This window comes from Gracilimonas sediminicola, from assembly GCF_024320785.1.
In the GTDB taxonomy this organism is placed as follows: domain Bacteria; phylum Bacteroidota; class Rhodothermia; order Balneolales; family Balneolaceae; genus Gracilimonas; species Gracilimonas sediminicola.
On sequence record NZ_JANDBC010000001.1, the window covers coordinates 1,298,149 to 1,315,910 of the forward strand.

12 protein-coding genes are annotated in these 17,762 nt (G+C 46.4%); 7 read left to right on the plus strand and 5 right to left on the minus strand.

The features are described from left to right. Positions 1 to 30: 30 nt before the first annotated feature. From NM125_RS05840 to NM125_RS05870, 7 genes are all read left to right on the plus strand, one after another. Positions 31 to 1,092: an MBL fold metallo-hydrolase gene (locus NM125_RS05840; protein ID WP_255133722.1), complete on the plus strand. Its 1,062-nt coding sequence runs from the start codon at positions 31 to 33 to the stop codon at positions 1,090 to 1,092. Between the two features lie 104 nt (positions 1,093 to 1,196). Then, entirely contained in the window at positions 1,197 to 3,065 is a 1,869-nt protein-coding gene (gene dnaX, locus NM125_RS05845; RefSeq protein ID WP_255133724.1) for a DNA polymerase III subunit gamma/tau, read from the plus strand. Positions 3,066 to 3,166: 101 nt separating this feature from the next. Beyond that, positions 3,167 to 3,514, plus strand: coding sequence for a YbaB/EbfC family nucleoid-associated protein (locus tag NM125_RS05850; protein WP_255133726.1), 348 nt, complete (start codon positions 3,167 to 3,169; stop codon positions 3,512 to 3,514). Between the two features lie 82 nt (positions 3,515 to 3,596). Then, positions 3,597 to 4,199, plus strand: a complete 603-nt coding sequence (gene recR, locus NM125_RS05855; protein WP_255133728.1) for a recombination mediator RecR — start codon at positions 3,597 to 3,599, stop codon at positions 4,197 to 4,199. Positions 4,200 to 4,293: 94 nt separating this feature from the next. Further along, a complete protein-coding gene (locus NM125_RS05860) occupies positions 4,294 to 6,177 on the plus strand; it encodes a M1 family metallopeptidase (RefSeq protein WP_255133730.1) in 1,884 nt (627 codons plus the stop codon). A gap of 81 nt (positions 6,178 to 6,258) precedes the next feature. After that, the gene (locus NM125_RS05865; RefSeq protein WP_255133732.1) at positions 6,259 to 7,413 is read left to right on the plus strand and encodes an NAD(P)-dependent malic enzyme; all 1,155 of its coding nucleotides are present in this window, start codon (positions 6,259 to 6,261) and stop codon (positions 7,411 to 7,413) included. A 125-nt stretch (positions 7,414 to 7,538) separates the two neighbouring features. Continuing rightward, positions 7,539 to 9,776: a carbohydrate binding family 9 domain-containing protein gene (locus NM125_RS05870; RefSeq protein ID WP_255133734.1), complete on the plus strand. Its 2,238-nt coding sequence runs from the start codon at positions 7,539 to 7,541 to the stop codon at positions 9,774 to 9,776. A 219-nt stretch (positions 9,777 to 9,995) separates the two neighbouring features. Here NM125_RS05870 and NM125_RS05875 read toward each other — a convergent pair whose 3' ends face one another. From NM125_RS05875 to NM125_RS05895, 5 genes are all read right to left on the minus strand, one after another. Continuing rightward, complete coding sequence (locus tag NM125_RS05875) at positions 9,996 to 13,244, minus strand: S41 family peptidase (RefSeq protein WP_255133736.1); 3,249 nt, start codon at positions 13,242 to 13,244, stop codon at positions 9,996 to 9,998. Between the two features lie 89 nt (positions 13,245 to 13,333). Then, on the minus strand, positions 13,334 to 13,900 hold the full coding sequence (locus tag NM125_RS05880) for a hypothetical protein (RefSeq protein WP_255133738.1): 567 nt from the start codon (positions 13,898 to 13,900) through the stop codon (positions 13,334 to 13,336). A gap of 116 nt (positions 13,901 to 14,016) precedes the next feature. After that, a complete protein-coding gene (topA, locus tag NM125_RS05885; RefSeq protein WP_255133740.1) occupies positions 14,017 to 16,560 on the minus strand; it encodes a type I DNA topoisomerase in 2,544 nt (847 codons plus the stop codon). 13 nt (positions 16,561 to 16,573) lie between these two features. Continuing rightward, positions 16,574 to 17,050 (minus strand): peroxiredoxin, encoded by a 477-nt coding sequence (locus tag NM125_RS05890; protein ID WP_255133742.1) that lies wholly within the window; start codon positions 17,048 to 17,050, stop codon positions 16,574 to 16,576. A 238-nt stretch (positions 17,051 to 17,288) separates the two neighbouring features. Next, positions 17,289 to 17,753 (minus strand): NUDIX hydrolase, encoded by a 465-nt coding sequence (locus NM125_RS05895; protein ID WP_255133744.1) that lies wholly within the window; start codon positions 17,751 to 17,753, stop codon positions 17,289 to 17,291. Between the last annotated feature and the right edge of the window lie 9 nt (positions 17,754 to 17,762).

The window sequence follows — 17,762 nt, forward strand, 5'->3', positions numbered from 1 at the left end:
TTATCATCCGGAGAATCACTTATTACTGCCATGAACCTATTTAAGAAAATAATGCTCTGGATTGCCGGCCTTCTGATTACCGCCTCCTTGTTTATAACCATTGTCGGCTGGGCGGTTTCCAAACCCGGGTATCAGGGACCGGAATCGGACCATTTCAATGGGACTACCTTTGAGAATCCCGGTAATGTACCAACCAAAGACTTTTTCGATGTGATGAAGTGGTATTTCCAACGGGACCAGGGGGAGTGGAATGAAGTTCCTGAAGAAGAAATCACCTTTGCAGAGCGCCCTGATGATAATGTCACATCAGGCTTGAAAATCACCTATGTCAATCACTCTACGTTCCTGATTCAAACAGCTGGGGTCAATATTCTCACTGACCCTGTTTGGAGTAAGCGGGTAAGCCCGATGTCGTTTACAGGCCCAAAAAGATTTCGCCCACCCGGAGTCCGGTTCGAAGACCTTCCGCCCATCGACCTGATCATTATCAGTCATAATCATTATGATCACTTGGATATCAGCACCCTGAAGAAGCTGAATGAAAAGTTTGAACCACGGGTGATTGTTCCGCTTGGTGTCGATGTTTACCTGAATCAGGAAGGTATTCAAAATACCATTCCATTGGATTGGGAAGAAGATCAGCCTATCGACAGCGACATTACTGTTCACTCCGTTCAGGCGCAGCATTTTTCAGCACGCGGTTTATTTGACCGGGATAAAACCCTTTGGTCTGGTTATGTAATCGACACTCCCTCAGGCAGCGTGTACTTTGCCGGAGATACCGGTTATGGAGACTTTTTCACCAGTATCGGGGAGAACCATCCGGATATAAAAGTTGGCCTGATTCCTATTGGCGCCTACAAACCCCGCTGGTTTATGAAGCCGATGCATGTAAACCCGGAAGAAGCCATCCAAATCCATAAAGATGTTGGAGCTGAAATTTCCTTTGGTATGCACTTCGGCACCTTTCCCCTCGCCGACGATGGCATGAAAGACCCCGAAAATGATTTTGCCAAAGCCATGCAGCAACCCAAAAACAGCGGAGTGAACTTTAAACTGCTTACCGAAGGGGATAGTTTTCAGGTTCAGTAACCTAAGCGGATGGTCTTTATAAGACACGAAATGATTCAACAATTCCACCTAATTTTTAGTCGATCATTTTGTACATTGTCGCAGAGTCAAAGCGACCTTTGAGAATGTCAGAAACGTACCGCGCACTTACCCGAAAATATCGACCGCATACCTTTGAGGATATTGTCTCGCAAGAGCATGTGAGCAATACCATCAAGAATGCCATTAAGCAAAACAGGCTGTCTCATGCCTATATGTTTTGCGGTCCCCGAGGTGTTGGGAAAACCACTATGGCGCGTGTGCTTGCCCGAACGATTAACGAAATTGACACCAGCATTGATGGCGAATCGCTGAACCAGACGCTCAACATCGTGGAGATGGATGCGGCTTCCAACAACAAGGTTGATGACGTTCATCACCTTCGGGAAAGCGTTCGTATTCCTCCTCAAAATGGCCGCTACAAAGTTTTTATTGTGGATGAAGTTCATATGCTCAGTAAAGCAGCTTTTAATGCGCTGCTAAAAACGCTGGAAGAACCGCCAGAACACGCCATCTTTATCTTTGCGACTACCGAACCTCACAAGGTGCTGCCTACCATCCTGTCTCGTGTTCAGCGATTTGATTTTAAGCGGATTTCCGTGGATGAAATCGTGCAGCGCCTTCGTAAGATTTCCCTGGATGAAGACATTTCCATAGATGAAGAATCCCTACACGTAATTGCCAAAAAAGCCGATGGAGCGCTTCGTGATGCTCTTGGACTAATGGATCAGGCAATCGCTTTTTGCGGAGACACTATCACCCACGACGAATTGCTGCAGGCACTGAATGTGGTGGGTACCGACCGCCTGTTTCAGTTTATGGATTGTGTGAAAGAACATGATGCCGACAAAGGACTGGAACTCATCAACACCTTATTGCAGGAAGGGTACGACATTCAGGAATACCTGATTGGACTGACTGAACACCTGCGAAATTTATACATCGCCCAAGAGTCGGCACAGCTCTATTTGGTTGAGGCTTCCGAAGAAACCAAGAAACGGTATCAGCAAACGGCCAAGGATTTTTCCCGGGATGATTTAATGCGGATGCTGCATATCATTAGCGAAGCTCAGATTAAGTTGAAAGATGCGAGTCAGCCACGTATTCAGTTTGAAATCACCTTGTTGAAGCTGATTCACATGAAGCGATCTGAGCAGCTTTCCGAGTTATTGGCCGGTTTGGAGGAGTTAAAAAAAAACTCCGGTAACTTCGTAAGCTCTTCTCAAAACGGTTCAACCCAAAAAGAAACTGAGCCTGAGTCTGCACAAAATCCGGAATCTTCTTCCAACGGACATCAGGTTGAACAAGATGAACCTCAGAAACCGGAGACCGAAGAACCCAAGAATGAGGATGTTCAAGAGGAAGATCCTCAGGAGGAACCGGAAGAAGAGTTTGAAGCCGGGGAAGCTAATTATGAAGAACCTGAGCCGGAACCGATAGAGGAAGACGACGATTTTGATATTGGCACCCCGGCACTGATGACCAGTCTTTCCAGAAAAACGGCGGCTGCTTCAAAGAAAGCATCTACCCCAAACGGAGCTGCTGAGTCGCCCTCAAAGCCTTCTCCAAAAGAGCCTAAAAAAGCCCCGGAAAAACTCACTCTTGAATACATCCAAAACTCCTGGCCGGAATATCTGGACTCTCTGAAAGGCGATTTCCCTATGTTGCTGCACCTGCAAATGGAACGGGTAAAAGTAGTAAAACTGAAAGGATCTGAGCTGTTTTTGGAGTGTGATAATCAGTTTGCCCAAAAAATGCTGGATGAGCAGAAATCCGAACTCCAGAAGAAGTTAAAGGAATGTGTGGGGGCATTGCTGCGTTTTAATGTGTCGGTTGGTGAGCAGCAGGAACGCGAAAAACCAATGAGCGTGTATGAACGCTTCAAACAAATACAACAAAAAGACCCCATTATCCGTGATATCGTTGAGATTTTCGGGGCCGAACTTGAGTATTAGATAGCTATCAGGTTGCAGCTTTCAGCTCTCAGTCCAATTATGCTGATGGCTGAAAGCTGAAGCCTGACAGCTAAAATAAATTTTAAATCCAATTCAGAATTATGAGCAACTTCAATATGGCCGATATGTTTGGCAAAATTCAGGAAATGCAATCCAAAATGCAGGAAGCCCAGGAAGGCTTACAAGACGTGATTGTGGAAGCCGAAGCCGGTGGCGGAATGGTGAAGGTAAAAGCCAATGGCAACAAACAAATCGTATCTATCGAAATGGATGACGATGTGGTTGACCCGCAGGATAAGGAAATGCTGGAAGACCTGATTGTAGCTGGCGTAAACAAGGCTCTTGAAAAAGCCGAAGAAGCCTCTAAAGAAAAAATGCAGGAAATGTATAAAGGCATGATCCCCGGCGGCGGAATTCCCGGAATGGATATGTCAAAATTTGGACTATAAGAAATTGGAAATTATGGATTATGAATGCTGAATGGCGAAGAACGCATTCAACATTCATAATTTCTCATTTATAATTCCCTAAATGCAGATAACCTCAGAATATTTGGAGCGGGCTATTGAGCAGCTCGCCAAGCTCCCGGGAACGGGACGAAAATCAGCCCAGCGCATTGCTATTCATTTATTGAAACAGAATGATGAGTATGCTCAAAAATTGGCTCAGGCCATTGTAGATCTGAAAGAAAAAGTTACCCGCTGCTCCGTTTGTGGAAATGTGAGTGACTCCGATCCCTGTAAAATCTGTGATAATCCTAAAAGAGATCCGTCCGCCATTTGTGTGGTTGAGGAATTCAATGATGTCTATATCATCGAAAAATCGAATGAGTTCAGAGGCCGGTATCACGTGCTGGGCGGGGTAATTTCCCCCATGGATAACATCGGCCCGGATAAACTGCGGATTCAGGAGCTATTGAAGCGAGTGGGAGAAGATGATCAAATTAATGAAGTAATTCTGGCACTGAACCCTGATGCTGAAGGAGAAGCAACTTCTTATTACATTAACAAACTTCTAAAGAACTATGAGGTTGATGTGACCCGTATCGCCTACGGCATCCCGATGGGAACCGAACTCGAGTTTATTGATGAGGCAACCCTAAGCCGTGCCTTCGCCAGCCGTAACAGTTTTTAAAAGAAATTAAGAATGAAAAATTCAAAATTTTAAATTAGCGTAACAGCGATCCTAATTTTAAATTTTTCATTTTGAATTAACCCAACCACCAAGCATGAAACAGTTAACATCTTTTTTTCTGGTCACTTTGTTGGCCTTTTCGACCCTTAACGCCCAACACCGCACCTACTGGCAGCAGCATGTTGATTATACCATGGAAATTGACGTGGATGCTGAAAGCCACCAGTATTCCGGTAAGCAAACTCTGGTTTATACCAACAACTCCCCCGATGTATTAGATCGGGTTTATTATCACCTGTATTTCAACGCTTTTCAGCCGGGTAGTATGATGGACGTTCGCTCCCGCACGATTGAAGATCCGGATCGAAGAGTGGGTGATCGAATTGCAGGATTATCCGAAGATCAAATTGGTTACCAGCGGGTTAATTCTCTTACACAGGATGGCAAACCGGTTGAATACGAAACAGACGGCACAATATTAGTTGTGGAACTGAATAAGCCGATTCAACCCGGAGCTTCCACCACTTTCAAAATGGAATGGGATGCACAGGTGCCTCTTCAAATTCGCCGATCCGGGTGGAATAATGCCGAAGGTGTAGAATTCTCAATGAGTCAGTGGTACCCTAAACTGGCTGAGTATGATTTTCAGGGATGGCATCCAAATCCTTATGTTGGACGTGAGTTCCATGGCGTTTTTGGTGATTTTGATGTCAAGATTTCCATCGATAAAGACTATGTGTTAGGCGGAACCGGTGTTCTTCAAAACCCTAATGAAATTGGATATGGATACGAAGAGGAAGGTGCTGAAGTAAACCGACCCCGAGGCGATAAAATGACCTGGCATTTCAAAGCTGAAAATGTCATCGACTTTTTCTGGGGAGCCGATCCCGATTTCAAACACGTTACTGCTCAGGTTCCCAACGGACCCAAACTTCACTTCTTGTATCAGCAGCCTGCTGTGGTTGAAGGAGCTTCCGATGAACAAAATGCGCAATACACCCAAAACTGGGAGCAACTTGTGGATTATACCGTTCGGGCTGTACAATATGCGAATGAAAACTTCGGAGAGTATCCTTATCCGCAATACACCAACCTCCAAGGCGGTGATGGTGGCATGGAATACCCCATGGGAACACTGATTACCGGTGGCAGAAGCCTCGGCAGCCTGGTGGGCGTGATGGTACACGAGATGTATCACAGTTGGTTCCAGAATGTGCTGGCCACCAACGAAAGCTTGTTAGAATGGATGGATGAAGGCTTTACCAGCTATGCTTCCGCTGAAACTATGGATCACCTGTTCAATCAAAATGCTGATTTCCCGTATGCCGGTTCATATCGTGGCTATTACTCACTGGTAGAATCAGGCCTGGAAGAACCTATGACCACTCATGCCGATCACTATGAAACCAATTTTGCCTATGGTCGGGCTGCTTACTCCAAAGGAGCCGTATTCCTGGGGCAAATGGAATACATCATTGGGAAGGAAGATTTCCGAAATGGAATGCTGAATTACCATAAAGAATGGAAGATGAAGCATCCAACGGCGCTCGACTTCCTCAGTATCATGGAAAAAGAATCCGGCATGATCCTGGATTGGTATTATGAATATTTTGTTCAAACCACCAAGACCATCGACTATGGCATTACTTCTGTAATCGGGAATGAGAATAGAACGTCCGTTAAAATTGAACGCATCGACTTAATGCCGATGCCGCTCGATGTTGTAGTTGAATATGAAGATGGAAGCCGTGAATTATTTTACATCCCATTGCGCGTGATGCGTGGCGAAAAGCCTAACGAAATGGATATGAAGCGAACGGTACTGAAAGACTGGCCGTGGGTTGAACCAAGCTATACCATGACCATCAACGAAGCCGCTTCTTCCATTAAAACAATCACCATAGATCCTTCTCAGCGACTGGCTGACATCAACCGGGAAAACAATTCTTTTGATGTATCAGCGATGCTGAACGATTAATTCTGACTTTAACTTTAAGGTGTCGTACCCAAGTGCGACACCTTTTTTATTTGATAAAATTCTTACCTGAAACAAAACCACATGTCTAAAAAAGACTACGCGAAGTTAGCTATTGAAGCCCATCAAAAGCATAAAGGAAAAATCTCTATTGAACCTAAAATGCCTCTGGAGACCAAAGATGACCTCAGCATTGCTTATACGCCCGGAGTGGCAAAGCCCTGCGAAGAAATAGCAGACGATAAAGAAAAAGCATACAGCTACACCGCTAAAGGAAATATGGTGGCGGTGGTCAGCGATGGTTCTGCCGTTCTTGGGTTGGGGAATATCGGGCCGGAAGCCTCCCTGCCGGTTATGGAAGGAAAGTCGGTGCTGTTTAAAAAGTTCGCCAATGTAGATGCTTTCCCCATCGTGCTTGACACGCAGGATACCGACCAAATTGTACAAACGGTGAAAATGATCGCTCCCGGATTTGGTGGTATTAACCTTGAAGATATTTCAGCACCCCGGTGTTTTGAAATTGAACGACGCCTCAAAGAGGAATTAAATATCCCGGTTTTTCATGACGACCAGCACGGAACGGCCATTGTGACCCTGGCTGGTATGTATAACGCCATGCGACTCACCGGCAAGAAGCTGGAAGATCTCTATGTGGTGGTGAATGGTTCCGGTGCAGCCGGAGTGGCAATTGTAAACCTGCTGTTTGAAGCGGGAGTAAAAGACGTAGTAATGTGCGACAGCCGGGGCATCATCCATAAAGAACGGACCGACTTAAATGACACCAAGAAGCGTATGGCTGAAATTACCAATAAAGGCCATCGAACCGGACAGTTGAAAGATGCCATTTCAGGCAGCGATGCATTTATAGGAGTTTCGGTGCCGGGTGTATTAACACAGGATATGGTGAAAACCATGAATAAGGACCCGATGATTTTTGCGATGTCGAACCCCATCCCGGAGATTATGCCCGAAGACGCTAAAGCCGCCGGTGCTGCTATCGTTGCAACAGGGCGATCTGACTTCCCCAATCAAATTAACAACGTTCTGGCTTTCCCCGGAATTTTTCGCGGAGCCCTGGATGCACGGACCACCAACCTGACTACTAAAATGTTTATCACCGCAGCCAAAGCCATTGCTGATTGTGTGGATGATCTCTCAGCTGATAAAATCATCCCCAGTCCATTTGATGAACGGGTGGCACAACAGGTTGCTAAGTCTATAAAGGAAAACAAGACTTAGGAAACGGCATAGCATGTAACATAAACTCCGTTTCTTATTTTAACATTTTCACCGTCCGGCTGTAAAGATTAATTATTAAGTTCCGGCTCTCGCTCAACGAGTTACAAATAAATAACCGGGTCGGAATGAGATCGATATTATCAGCACTTACTATATCTGTATTATGTGGAATTGGAAACGGACATGTTCTGGGGCAAACACCGGATGAGTTGGTTCCCCCGCCAACCAACAATGAAGTAACCGCCGTTTTTGCTGAAGAAGCTCCTTACATCGATGGTAACCTGGATGATGAAGTTTGGGAAAACATCCCTCCCATCACCAACTTTACTCAGGTTTGGCCTAACGATGGTGCCTCAGCAACAGAAGATTCGGAAGTAAAAGTTGCTTACGACCGCGACCACCTGTACTTCGCTTTCCGCTTTTATGATGATAACCCGGAATTAATCCGCGCCAAGAATCTGGAACGCGGAGGTCGAAATAACCGCGATGACCACGCATACATCGGCATCGACACCTACCGGGATGGACGAAATGCTTATCTGTTTGAAATGAATGCACTGGGCACTCAGGATGATGCCCTGATTACCGATGAAAGCATCAGCTATGACAGCTTTTCCTGGAATGCCGTATTTATAAGCGAAACAAAAATTGATGATGAAGGCTGGACCATGGAAGTCTCTATTCCGTTCCGACAGCTTCGGTTTCCGGAGGGAGAAGAACTCGAGTTTGGACTTATGATTTCCCGGATGATCAACCGCAAAAACGAGCGGGTACTATGGCCGGCCATCGGGATGGAATATGGAGGTAATTTTGGAGCTTTTGGCACGCTGGCGGCTGTCTCTCAATATGGAACCCTGAAAGGAATTAAGAACATCCGCCGGGGAAATAATATCGAGATTAAGCCCTATGTGATTTCCGGGGCACAGGAAGTCCGGCCAGATCTTCAGAATGAACAAACCGACGTTGAATATACCTACGATATCGGTGGGGATATGAAATGGGGCATCACGTCTAACCTAACCCTCGACCTGACCGTTAACACAGATTTTGCCCAGGTTGAAGCCGATAATGTACAGTTAAACCTCTCCCGTTTTAATCTATTCTTTCCGGAAAAACGGGAATTCTTTCTTGAACGCGCCGGACTTTTTGAACACGGAAATACCCGTTCCACACAAACTTTTTTCTCACGCCGAATCGGCCTCACCAATGATATCCTGACCGGTGCCCGCATGACCGGGCAGTTGGGGCGTTTTTCCGTTGGCGCCATGAATATCGAAACCGGAAATGAGATGGGAGATGTTTTTGGCAGCCAATCTACAAATAACACGGTTGCCCGAATCAGAACCAACGTATTTCCACGAGCTACCGTAGGCACCATCATCACAAACGTTGAGTCACCAAATGGATATAACCGCGCCCTCGGTTTTGATACCAAGTACCGATTCTGGAGCTCCAGCGAGTTTAACGCCTGGTACACCAAGGTTTGGGATGATACCGATGCCCTTAACGATGCAGCGGGCCACGGAAGCCTTCAGCTGCAGAATGAAACCTATTCAGGCGGACTGTCCTACACCAATGTGGGAGAAAACTACAACCCGGCCCTCGGTTTTGTACGGCGCCGCAACATGAGGCAATATTCCGGGAATCTTGGTTATAACCCTACGGTAGAATTTAATGCTCTGCCTTCGCTGCGCAGGTTCAATTTTGGAACTTCCTACAACTACATTGAGGGGCAGGATGGTGTTAAACGAACCACCCAACTTAGCGGGTCTGCTACCGCTGAGTTTGCCAGCCGGCAAAGTATCCGAATCAGCGGAAATCAACAATTTGAACGACTATTTGCAGATTTTCCGATACGGCAGAATGCCATCATTCCCGCCGGGGATTATACCTTTAATTCAATAGGCATTCGCGGGGTTACCGATGAAAGTAAACGCGTGTTCGGCACCGTTGAAGCCAGCACGGGACAGTTCTATCATGGAAACCGCACTGATTTGGAAGGCAGCATCGGGTTCCGGCAATCCAAGCATCTTCACATTGAAGGACGCCTGAGCCACTCCATGATCGACCTACCTATACCTAACGGCGAGTTTGATGCTACCACCGTTTCCACTTCCATACTCGGAGCTGTAAGTCGCAAGTTATTCGCCAAAGCCCTTATTCAGTACGACAATTTCTCCCGTGATCTTCAAGCCAACATTCGCATCGACTGGATTCACACTCCGGGCAGTGACCTGTTTCTCGTATTCAACACCTCCTACCACCTTACCGGAGATAATGAAACGCTTTTTGATCCCCGAAAAGATGTGATCATGAACAGTCAGGCCGCCGTAGTTAAGCTGACGTATTTGATTATGCTGTAGAATTTCGCTCCGACGCAGAGCGTCAGAGCGAGTTGAGATAAGGCATTTTATTCCGTCTCATCCATCTTCGACCTCCTCTGTCTCCTCCTTCAAAAAGAGGAGGACTCTTTTTTAAAGCCTTCATCAGTAATCAGGTTCCCCCTCAAAACAAAGCCCGGTTCTCGGGAAGGTGAGGTCGGTTACCGGGCTTTGACATAAGGAATTGATCTGTTATTTGTATTAGTTATCCCCCGAAGCCCTCTCAGGTCGCTTCCATCTTACAGGGTCTTCAGGTGTTGGGATGATGGGGTTATCGTAATTCTGAAGAAGTCGCATCGCTTCGTTGATGGCTGCTTCCAGCTGTGGGTCGTGTCCGTTTATAACCTCTTTAGGTGTTTGCATCACTTCTATATCCGGATCAATGCCTTCTCCTTCCACGGCCCATTCTCCGTCCATGTTATAGAAACCACCACGGGGAGCTACGAATCGGCCGCCATCTACAAACGGTGGAGTATCCCACGTTCCTACCAATCCGCCCCAGGTTTTAGCCCCAACTAAAGGACCGATTTCCATCTTACGGAATAAGTATGGAAGCAGGTCTCCCCCCGAGCCGGCTCGCTCGTTGATCACCATTACTTTTGGTCCCCAGATACCGGCTCCCGGTGTAGTGAACGGCTTGCGATCGCCGGCCTTACTGTTAAAAAAGCCATGCAGCTCACGCTCCATAACATTAACCATGTAATCAGCTGCTGAACCTCCTCCGTTATTTCGTTCGTCTATTACCGCACCCAGCTTATCCTGTTGGGCAAAATAGTATCTGTTAAAATATTCGTAGCCGCTACCACCGGTATTTGGCACCCATACATAGGCCAGCTTTCCAGCTGACATTTCATCTACCTTGCGTCTGTTACCTTCTATCCAGGCACGTGTTCTCAGGCCATATTCACCGGAAACCGGAACTACCGTTACCAGACGAGCTCCTTCCGTTCGAGGCCGATCATTGACTAACAACTGAACCTGACGATTAGCGGTTCCTTCAAAAGGTTTGTAGAAATTCTCTTCCGCTGAAATTTCTTTTCCATTTACGGCAAGTATATAATCTCCTTCATTCACGTCTATACCCGGACCTGAAAGAGGTGCCCTCAGGTCGGGATTCCAGCTTTCGCCGGTATATATCTTATCGATGCGATAGGCACCATTTTGATGAGATACATCCGCTCCTAATAACCCGGCTTGTACTTCTTCAAGATCGGGATAATCTCCTCCGGCTACATAGGAATGACCTACGGCGACTTCACCGCTCATTATATCCAGCACATAATTGAGGTCAGAGCGATGTTTAGCATGTTCTACCCAGGGAGCATACCATTCATATATGTCTTTCCAGGGTGCTCCGTGCATATTATCAACGTATAGAAAATCTCGCATAAACCGCCAGCCATCCCGGAATATTTGAACAAACTCTTCCTGAGGATCTACTTTTATCTTAATATCTGAGATGCTCAAACTGCCTTCACCGGCTTTCTTTTCACTGCCATCGGTACCGACAATTCCCCAAGCTCCGCCACTTCTGTAAAGCAAACTCTTACGGTCCTGAGAAACTACACCTTCATTGAAGTTAGCCATGAACAAACTTCCTTTTCGATCATCCAGGCTGTATTTGTGAAGCCGGGTTCCTTCATTTTCCACCAACTCCATATAAAATACATCTCCGCCCGGTCCCGGCATCAGTCCGGTATAATTTCGTTGGGGGATATCCACAGCCAAAGTACGTTCATCAATTCCTTCCAAATCGATTACCACTTCTACCTCTCCGCTTTCATCGGAGGAACTCCCTTCTTCAGAAATTTCTTCGTCATCGCTTTTAGGAAGAAGTGGAGAAGGCTCGTTATCCGATAACACAATCATATACAAGGCACGGGTTACCGGCATGTTGTAGGAACTCATATCCAGCCAGCCGGTATTTAATCCATAATCGGTGCTGGCGAGGAAATAGAGGTATTTTCCATCTTCACTCCATACCGGTGTGATTGTATCCGACATCCCGTCAGTCAGTTGATGTGTTTTCCCGGATTTCACATTGTGTACCTTCACTGCCTTAAATTGATTGTCCAAAATTTTGACGTAGGCAATCCACTTACTGTCGGGCGACCAAACCGGGTTCATGGTTCGGTTAGGATGTGCATATCCATCGGTATCTACTTTTTTGGCTTCTCCGGATTCTACATTCACATACCAGAGATTATAATCGGTATCGGTATAGGCTACGTATTTACCATCGGGCGACCAGTCCGGCCGAAAATAGAATGTGGGGTTTGGGAGTGATATTGACTTCGGTTCTTCCAGGCCATATTGATCACCAATCATCAGCGTATACTCTCCACTTTGATCGGAGAACCAGGCTACCCGACTACCATCAGGCGACCAAATTGGATAGCGCTCTGCACTTGCCGATGAGTTACTCAGGTTTCTCCACGTTCCGTTTTCTTTTGGAACCGTAATAATCTCTCCCCGAAACTGAAAAACCGCTCGTTTACCGGTTGGGGAAATAGCCGCATTATCCAGCGAATAGGCATTGGGTTCTTCCCAGCGCGGTCGACCCCAGTTCATGTCTCCGGCAACATGAATTTCGAGCTGTTCGGTTTCTCCGTTTTCGGGGTTCAGCAAATGCAGATACCCACCTTGTTCATACACAATCATATCAAAACCGGCATCCAGGCTTTTGGCGTCAAAGTCAGAGTGAAACGTCCATTGTTTTTCTTCACCGGATTCCGGGTTGAAGGACCAGATGTTATTTGCGAAATCCCTTTCGGATAAATAAAACACAGAACCATCATACCAAACCGGGTCGGTATGACGTTCGTTATCGGTTCTTGGAGTTTGGATTAAGTCGTATTTATCCAGACTCACAATCCAGATAGGCTGCGCTTGTCCGCCCCGGTAATTTCTCCATTCAGGATCCCAAAACGTGATGGGATTATAGGCCAGGTATTTCCCATCGGCCGACATTTCCCCGGTTGCGGCCCGCGGAACAGGCAGCACTTCCGGCATTTCACCTTCCGTACTCACTTTCCAAATGCGGTTTAGTTGTGTGGGATGAGCCGTTCGGGTTGAACGAAACAGAATTTCCCCATCCGGCGTCCAGCCCGTTACCACATCATCAACAGGATGCCAGGTGAGTCGTTTAGGAGAACCACCTTCGGCAGGAATTACAAATACATCGGAGTTGCCATCATACTCTCCGGTAAATGCAATCATGTTTCCGTCCGGTGAAAAATGCGGGTTCGACTCTCCCCCGATGTTGCTGGTAAGACGAACCGCATCGCCACCGGTTTTATTCACCTTCCAAAGATCATTGGCATGAACAAAAACGATACTGTTTTCTGAAATAGTAGGCTCACGCAAAAGTTGCGTTCCCTGAGCAAAGAGTTCAGCTGTAAAAGTCAGGGTTAATAAAAGTGTCAGTGTATATCCGAATAAACGTTTCATAATATCCCGTGTTAATTGATGTGCTTGCGGAATATAATGAATCAAAGAGGAGAGTAAAGAAGAGGTGATAACTCTTTACAAGTAGTGGTTTAAAACAAACTCGTTTGCTCGCGGTCTTCTTTTTGGGCTTGCTCTATCTGGGGTTCTTCAGTTGGGGTGAAGGTTTTGAGCATTTCAGGCATGAACCGTTTTTCATAGATGCGGCGTGCAATTCCGTGCAGGGCTTTCTCACCACGGGGTGGGATTCGGAGAAAACCGCTGTCATCTTCATCCAGGAAACCAAACTGGCGCAAATCGTTGACAATCAGGTAAGCCAGTTTTTCAGTTACGCCGGAATTCTTTTCGACATATTCGCGATGGGGCGGCTCGTCTTCACTTACATATACCAGGCCGAGCACGTTAAGTTCAACATCGGTGAGAGGGAATCCTTCGCTGCCTTTGGTCAGCAGATTGTCCCAGGTTTTTTGAGAGTAGTACAGCCCAAACCAGGACTTGGCTTCACGAAGCAAATGACCGCTCATTGCACAGGCAAAATGTTGACCGGGTCCGGCTTTGCGCGGCTCGCCCCGGGTACGAAACATATTCACCATAGTGGCGAGATCTAATTCTCCAATGTTAGGAGGATACCTGAAGTAAAAATCGCTTCGTTTTTGCATGTACCTGTTTCCTGTCTATTTGGTTTGACAGCATCGGTAAGAAATCTACAAAAAAAATTTCAAAGCCACTTCCACATTGAATATTCATTATTGACTATTCAATGTTCTTTCAGCTACTACCCTTTTTCCTTAATCAGGTCAACCGCTTTGTCCATGGTGAAGTCTTCAGGAGTTTCCCCTTTGGGAAGGCTGATGTTCTTCTTTCCATGCTTAATATATGGACCATACCGCCCGGTCATCACCCGAACCTGCTTGTCGGTTTCCGGATGCTTGCCCAAGTCTTTAATCTCATTACTTCCGCGGCGGGATTTAGATTTTTGATTGAGGAGCTCCACCGCCCGATCCAACTCAATATCCAGTACGCTGTCTGATTTTGGAATGGACTTAAATTTGCCGTCATGCACTACAAAAGGGCCGTAACGTCCCACACCAGCTTTCACTACTTTATCGTCTTCAGGGTGCTTACCGAGTGGCCGTGGTAATTCAAGCAGTTGCAATGCCAGATCAAGATCTACGTCTTTAGGTTCCATTCCCTTCAGCAGAGAAACACGCTTCGGCTTTTTGTTTTCCTCGGTTACTTCACCGCGCTGCACGTAAGGACCGTATCGGCCGGAAAGCAGGAATATGGGTTCCCCGGTTTCAGGATCTTCACCAATGGGTTTGTCCTGTTCCTCAGAAATCTTAATCAGCTCTTCCAGCTTTTCTGATGAGATATCGCTTGGGTCCATATCGTTGGGGAGCGAAGTAGTTACTTCTTCCCCGTTTTTCTCCATGCGGGCGTAAGGCCCAAATCGGCCCACCGCAACTTTGATGCCCTCTAAACCTTCCAGGGGCAAATCAAGTAGCTTAGCTTCCTGCGGATCAATCTTGTCTTCCTGCGTATCCACTTTGGCTTTGAGGCCATTCTCACCGCTATAAAAATCTTCGAGGTATTTCACCGGGTCCTGATTTCCTGTAGCTACCGCATCCAGCTTATCTTCCAGCTCGGAAGTAAAATCACTGTCAACCAAGTCCGGGAAATGTTTTTCTAAGAGGGATGAAACAGCAAAGGCGGTGAAAGTCGGAATCAGCGTTTTGCCTTCGCTCTTGGCATACCCACGATCCTGGATGGTACTGATAATAGAAGCGTAGGTACTCGGGCGACCTACTCCTCTTTTCTCCAATTCCTTAACCAGCGTTGCCTCCGTAAATCGTGCAGGAGGCTTGGTTTCGTGGCTCACAAAGTTCAGGTCATCCAGAGCAGTTGCATCACCTTCAGTCATAGCCGGAAGGAATTTTTCCTGGTTTTCCAGTGCCGCTTCCGGATCATCACTTCCTTCTACATATGCCCGAAAATATCCCGGGAAAAGAATTTTCTTTCCACCCGCACGGAAGTCCGCATCGGTTCCATTATTGGTTGCCCGAATGGTAACGTTTGTGAACTCAAGTTCAGCTTCAGCCATCTGTGTAGCAATGGTTCGCTTCCAGATCAGGTCGTAAAGCTTAAACTCACGGTCCCGCAACCCGGCTTTATCCGGCTTCACAAAACGGGAGCCTGACGGGCGAATCGCTTCGTGAGCTTCCTGTGCCGACTTCCCTTTCTTGTTGTAATTCCGCACGCGCTCAAACAGGTAATCTTCGCCATATTCTTCGGTCACCGCATCACGGGCAGCACCAATGGCCTGACCTGATAGCCGGGTAGAATCCGTACGCATGTAAGTGATAAATCCTTTTTCATACAGCTTCTGAGCAACACTCATGGTGTCTCGTGCAGAGAATCCAAACTTACGGTTGGCTTCCTGCTGCAGGGTTGACGTTATAAACGGAGGCGCCGGATTTCGCTTCTGTGTTTTCACATCCACATTAATCACCGACCAGCTTGCAGACTTCAGGTCATCAACCAAAGCCGATGCCTTATCTTCATCCAGCAGAACTACCGAATCCGGCTTCTTCAGCTTGCCGGTGTTCTCATCAAAGTCTTTTCCGCTGGCGAGGCGCTTTTCGTTGAGGTGAGTCAGGTCTGCATCAAACTTGTCATTCTCTCCCTCTTTATGAAGCTGTGCTTTCAAATCATAATAGGTAGCGCTTTTAAACTTCATGCGTTCGCGTTCGCGCTCAACCAAAAACTCAACAGACACCGATTGTACACGTCCGGCTGAAAGTCCGGGAGAAATCTTTTTCCACAACAAAGGTGAAACGGTATAACCAGCCAGCCGGTCCAGGATTCTTCTGGTTTCCTGGGCATGCACCAGGTTCATGTCAATATCCCGTGTATTTTCCAGTGCGTTCAGAACAGCCTCTTTGGTAATCTCCCGAAACGCCATTCGTTTTACCGGAATCTTAGGCTTCAGCACTTCCATCAGATGCCATGAAATAGCCTCTCCTTCCCGGTCTTCATCCGTTGCGAGAATGAGCTCATCCGCATCTTTCAATAACTTTTTGAGCTTGGTAACCACTTTCTTTTTGGAAGAAGGAACCACATATAAAGGATCAAAACGATCATCTACATTAATTCCTAAATTCGACCAGCTCTCTTTTTTATATTTGGCGGGAATTTCTTTAGCTGAGGAAGGAAGATCACGGATGTGACCCATAGAGGAGTCCACTACGTACCCTTTGGGCAGGTATTTTTTAATCGTTTTCGTTTTTGTAGGGGACTCTACAATGACAAGGCTTTTCATGCAATAAGGATAATTATTTCAAACTTTCGACCAGCTCTTTTAGCTCTCCAGCGTGGTCTTTGGTATTCACTTTTTCAACAGTGCCCAAAATAGTACCATCTGTATCAATAACAAAGGCCGAACGTGAAGGAGCCTCATACTCATTCCCAAACATCTTTTTCTCAACGATGGAATCTGTGGCTTCAGCAAACTTATAATCCGGGTCAGATACCAGTGTAAAGTCTATGCCCTGCTTCTTGGCATATCGCTTGTGAGAACCACAGGTATCTTTACTGATGGCCATCAGATTATAACCATGTTTTTTAAACCAGGATGATTCGTCGGCTAAGTCTTTAGTCTGCCGGTCGCAACCACTGGTGTTGTTCTTCATATATACCGAAACGATAGTCGGCTTATCCAGTAATTCGTTGAAGTTAATTTCTTTTTCCTCTCCATTATGCACCGCTTTAACGGTGAAATCAAAATCTGCTTTTGCTCCTGCCTCAATCATGAATGTGATATTTGGTTAGTTTTTCGGTTGGGTTGGGATAACTACATTTTGAGCGAGAATCGTTCAGTGGATCACAGATTTGGTGATTGAGGGATTCCGCAGATTTTTCCGCCCTCTTTTGTTTTCTCCTTCAACAAGTAGAAAAACTCGTTGTTTAGAATTGTAGTTAAAGAAGATATCAAAGCTATTGTATGTCACGAAAAATCTGTGAAGATCCCTCAATCTGAGCAATCTGTGATCACCGACGCCACAACAAGAACTTAGCCACGGCCGCCACTACCAGCGAGTGATGCACTGCTCCCCGGCTCACAAGTTCTAAAAAATCATCCAGCGGCATTACATGTACATTAATGCGTTCATTACCATCCAGCTGTTGTTCCTGAACTTTTTTGCAGTTTTTGATCAGGTAAGTATGGGTGTAATTGGTAAAAATTGCCGGGTTCGAACTCACCCGCCCTAAGTTAATACACTCATCACCTGCATAGCCGGTTTCTTCCAGCAGCTCTCTCTTTGATGTCTCCAAGGGTGACTCTCCGGGATCTACCATTCCACCGGGTAATTCCAGCGTAGGCTGTTCAATTCCATACCGGTATTGCTCCACCAACACGATTTCATCATCCGGGGTAAGCGGGATTACGTTGATCCAATCGGGAGCTTTCAGAATCGAAAATTCAGCCGAATGATCTTCAGACTCGATTTTCATCGTACGACT

What these genes read in the sequence shown, in the direction of transcription:
- NM125_RS05840 (WP_255133722.1), top strand. Translation starts at nt 31, where the DNA reads ATGAACCTATTTAAGAAAATAATGCTCTGGATTGCCGGCCTTCTGATT.
- dnaX (WP_255133724.1), top strand. Translation starts at nt 1,197, where the DNA reads ATGTCAGAAACGTACCGCGCACTTACCCGAAAATATCGACCGCATACC.
- NM125_RS05850 (WP_255133726.1), top strand. Translation starts at nt 3,167, where the DNA reads ATGAGCAACTTCAATATGGCCGATATGTTTGGCAAAATTCAGGAAATG.
- recR (WP_255133728.1), top strand. Translation starts at nt 3,597, where the DNA reads ATGCAGATAACCTCAGAATATTTGGAGCGGGCTATTGAGCAGCTCGCC.
- NM125_RS05860 (WP_255133730.1), top strand. Translation starts at nt 4,294, where the DNA reads ATGAAACAGTTAACATCTTTTTTTCTGGTCACTTTGTTGGCCTTTTCG.
- NM125_RS05865 (WP_255133732.1), top strand. Translation starts at nt 6,259, where the DNA reads ATGTCTAAAAAAGACTACGCGAAGTTAGCTATTGAAGCCCATCAAAAG.
- NM125_RS05870 (WP_255133734.1), top strand. Translation starts at nt 7,539, where the DNA reads ATGAGATCGATATTATCAGCACTTACTATATCTGTATTATGTGGAATT.
- NM125_RS05875 (WP_255133736.1), bottom strand. Translation starts at nt 13,244, where the DNA reads ATGAAACGTTTATTCGGATATACACTGACACTTTTATTAACCCTGACT.
- NM125_RS05880 (WP_255133738.1), bottom strand. Translation starts at nt 13,900, where the DNA reads ATGCAAAAACGAAGCGATTTTTACTTCAGGTATCCTCCTAACATTGGA.
- topA (WP_255133740.1), bottom strand. Translation starts at nt 16,560, where the DNA reads ATGAAAAGCCTTGTCATTGTAGAGTCCCCTACAAAAACGAAAACGATT.
- NM125_RS05890 (WP_255133742.1), bottom strand. Translation starts at nt 17,050, where the DNA reads ATGATTGAGGCAGGAGCAAAAGCAGATTTTGATTTCACCGTTAAAGCG.
- NM125_RS05895 (WP_255133744.1), bottom strand. Translation starts at nt 17,753, where the DNA reads ATGAAAATCGAGTCTGAAGATCATTCGGCTGAATTTTCGATTCTGAAA.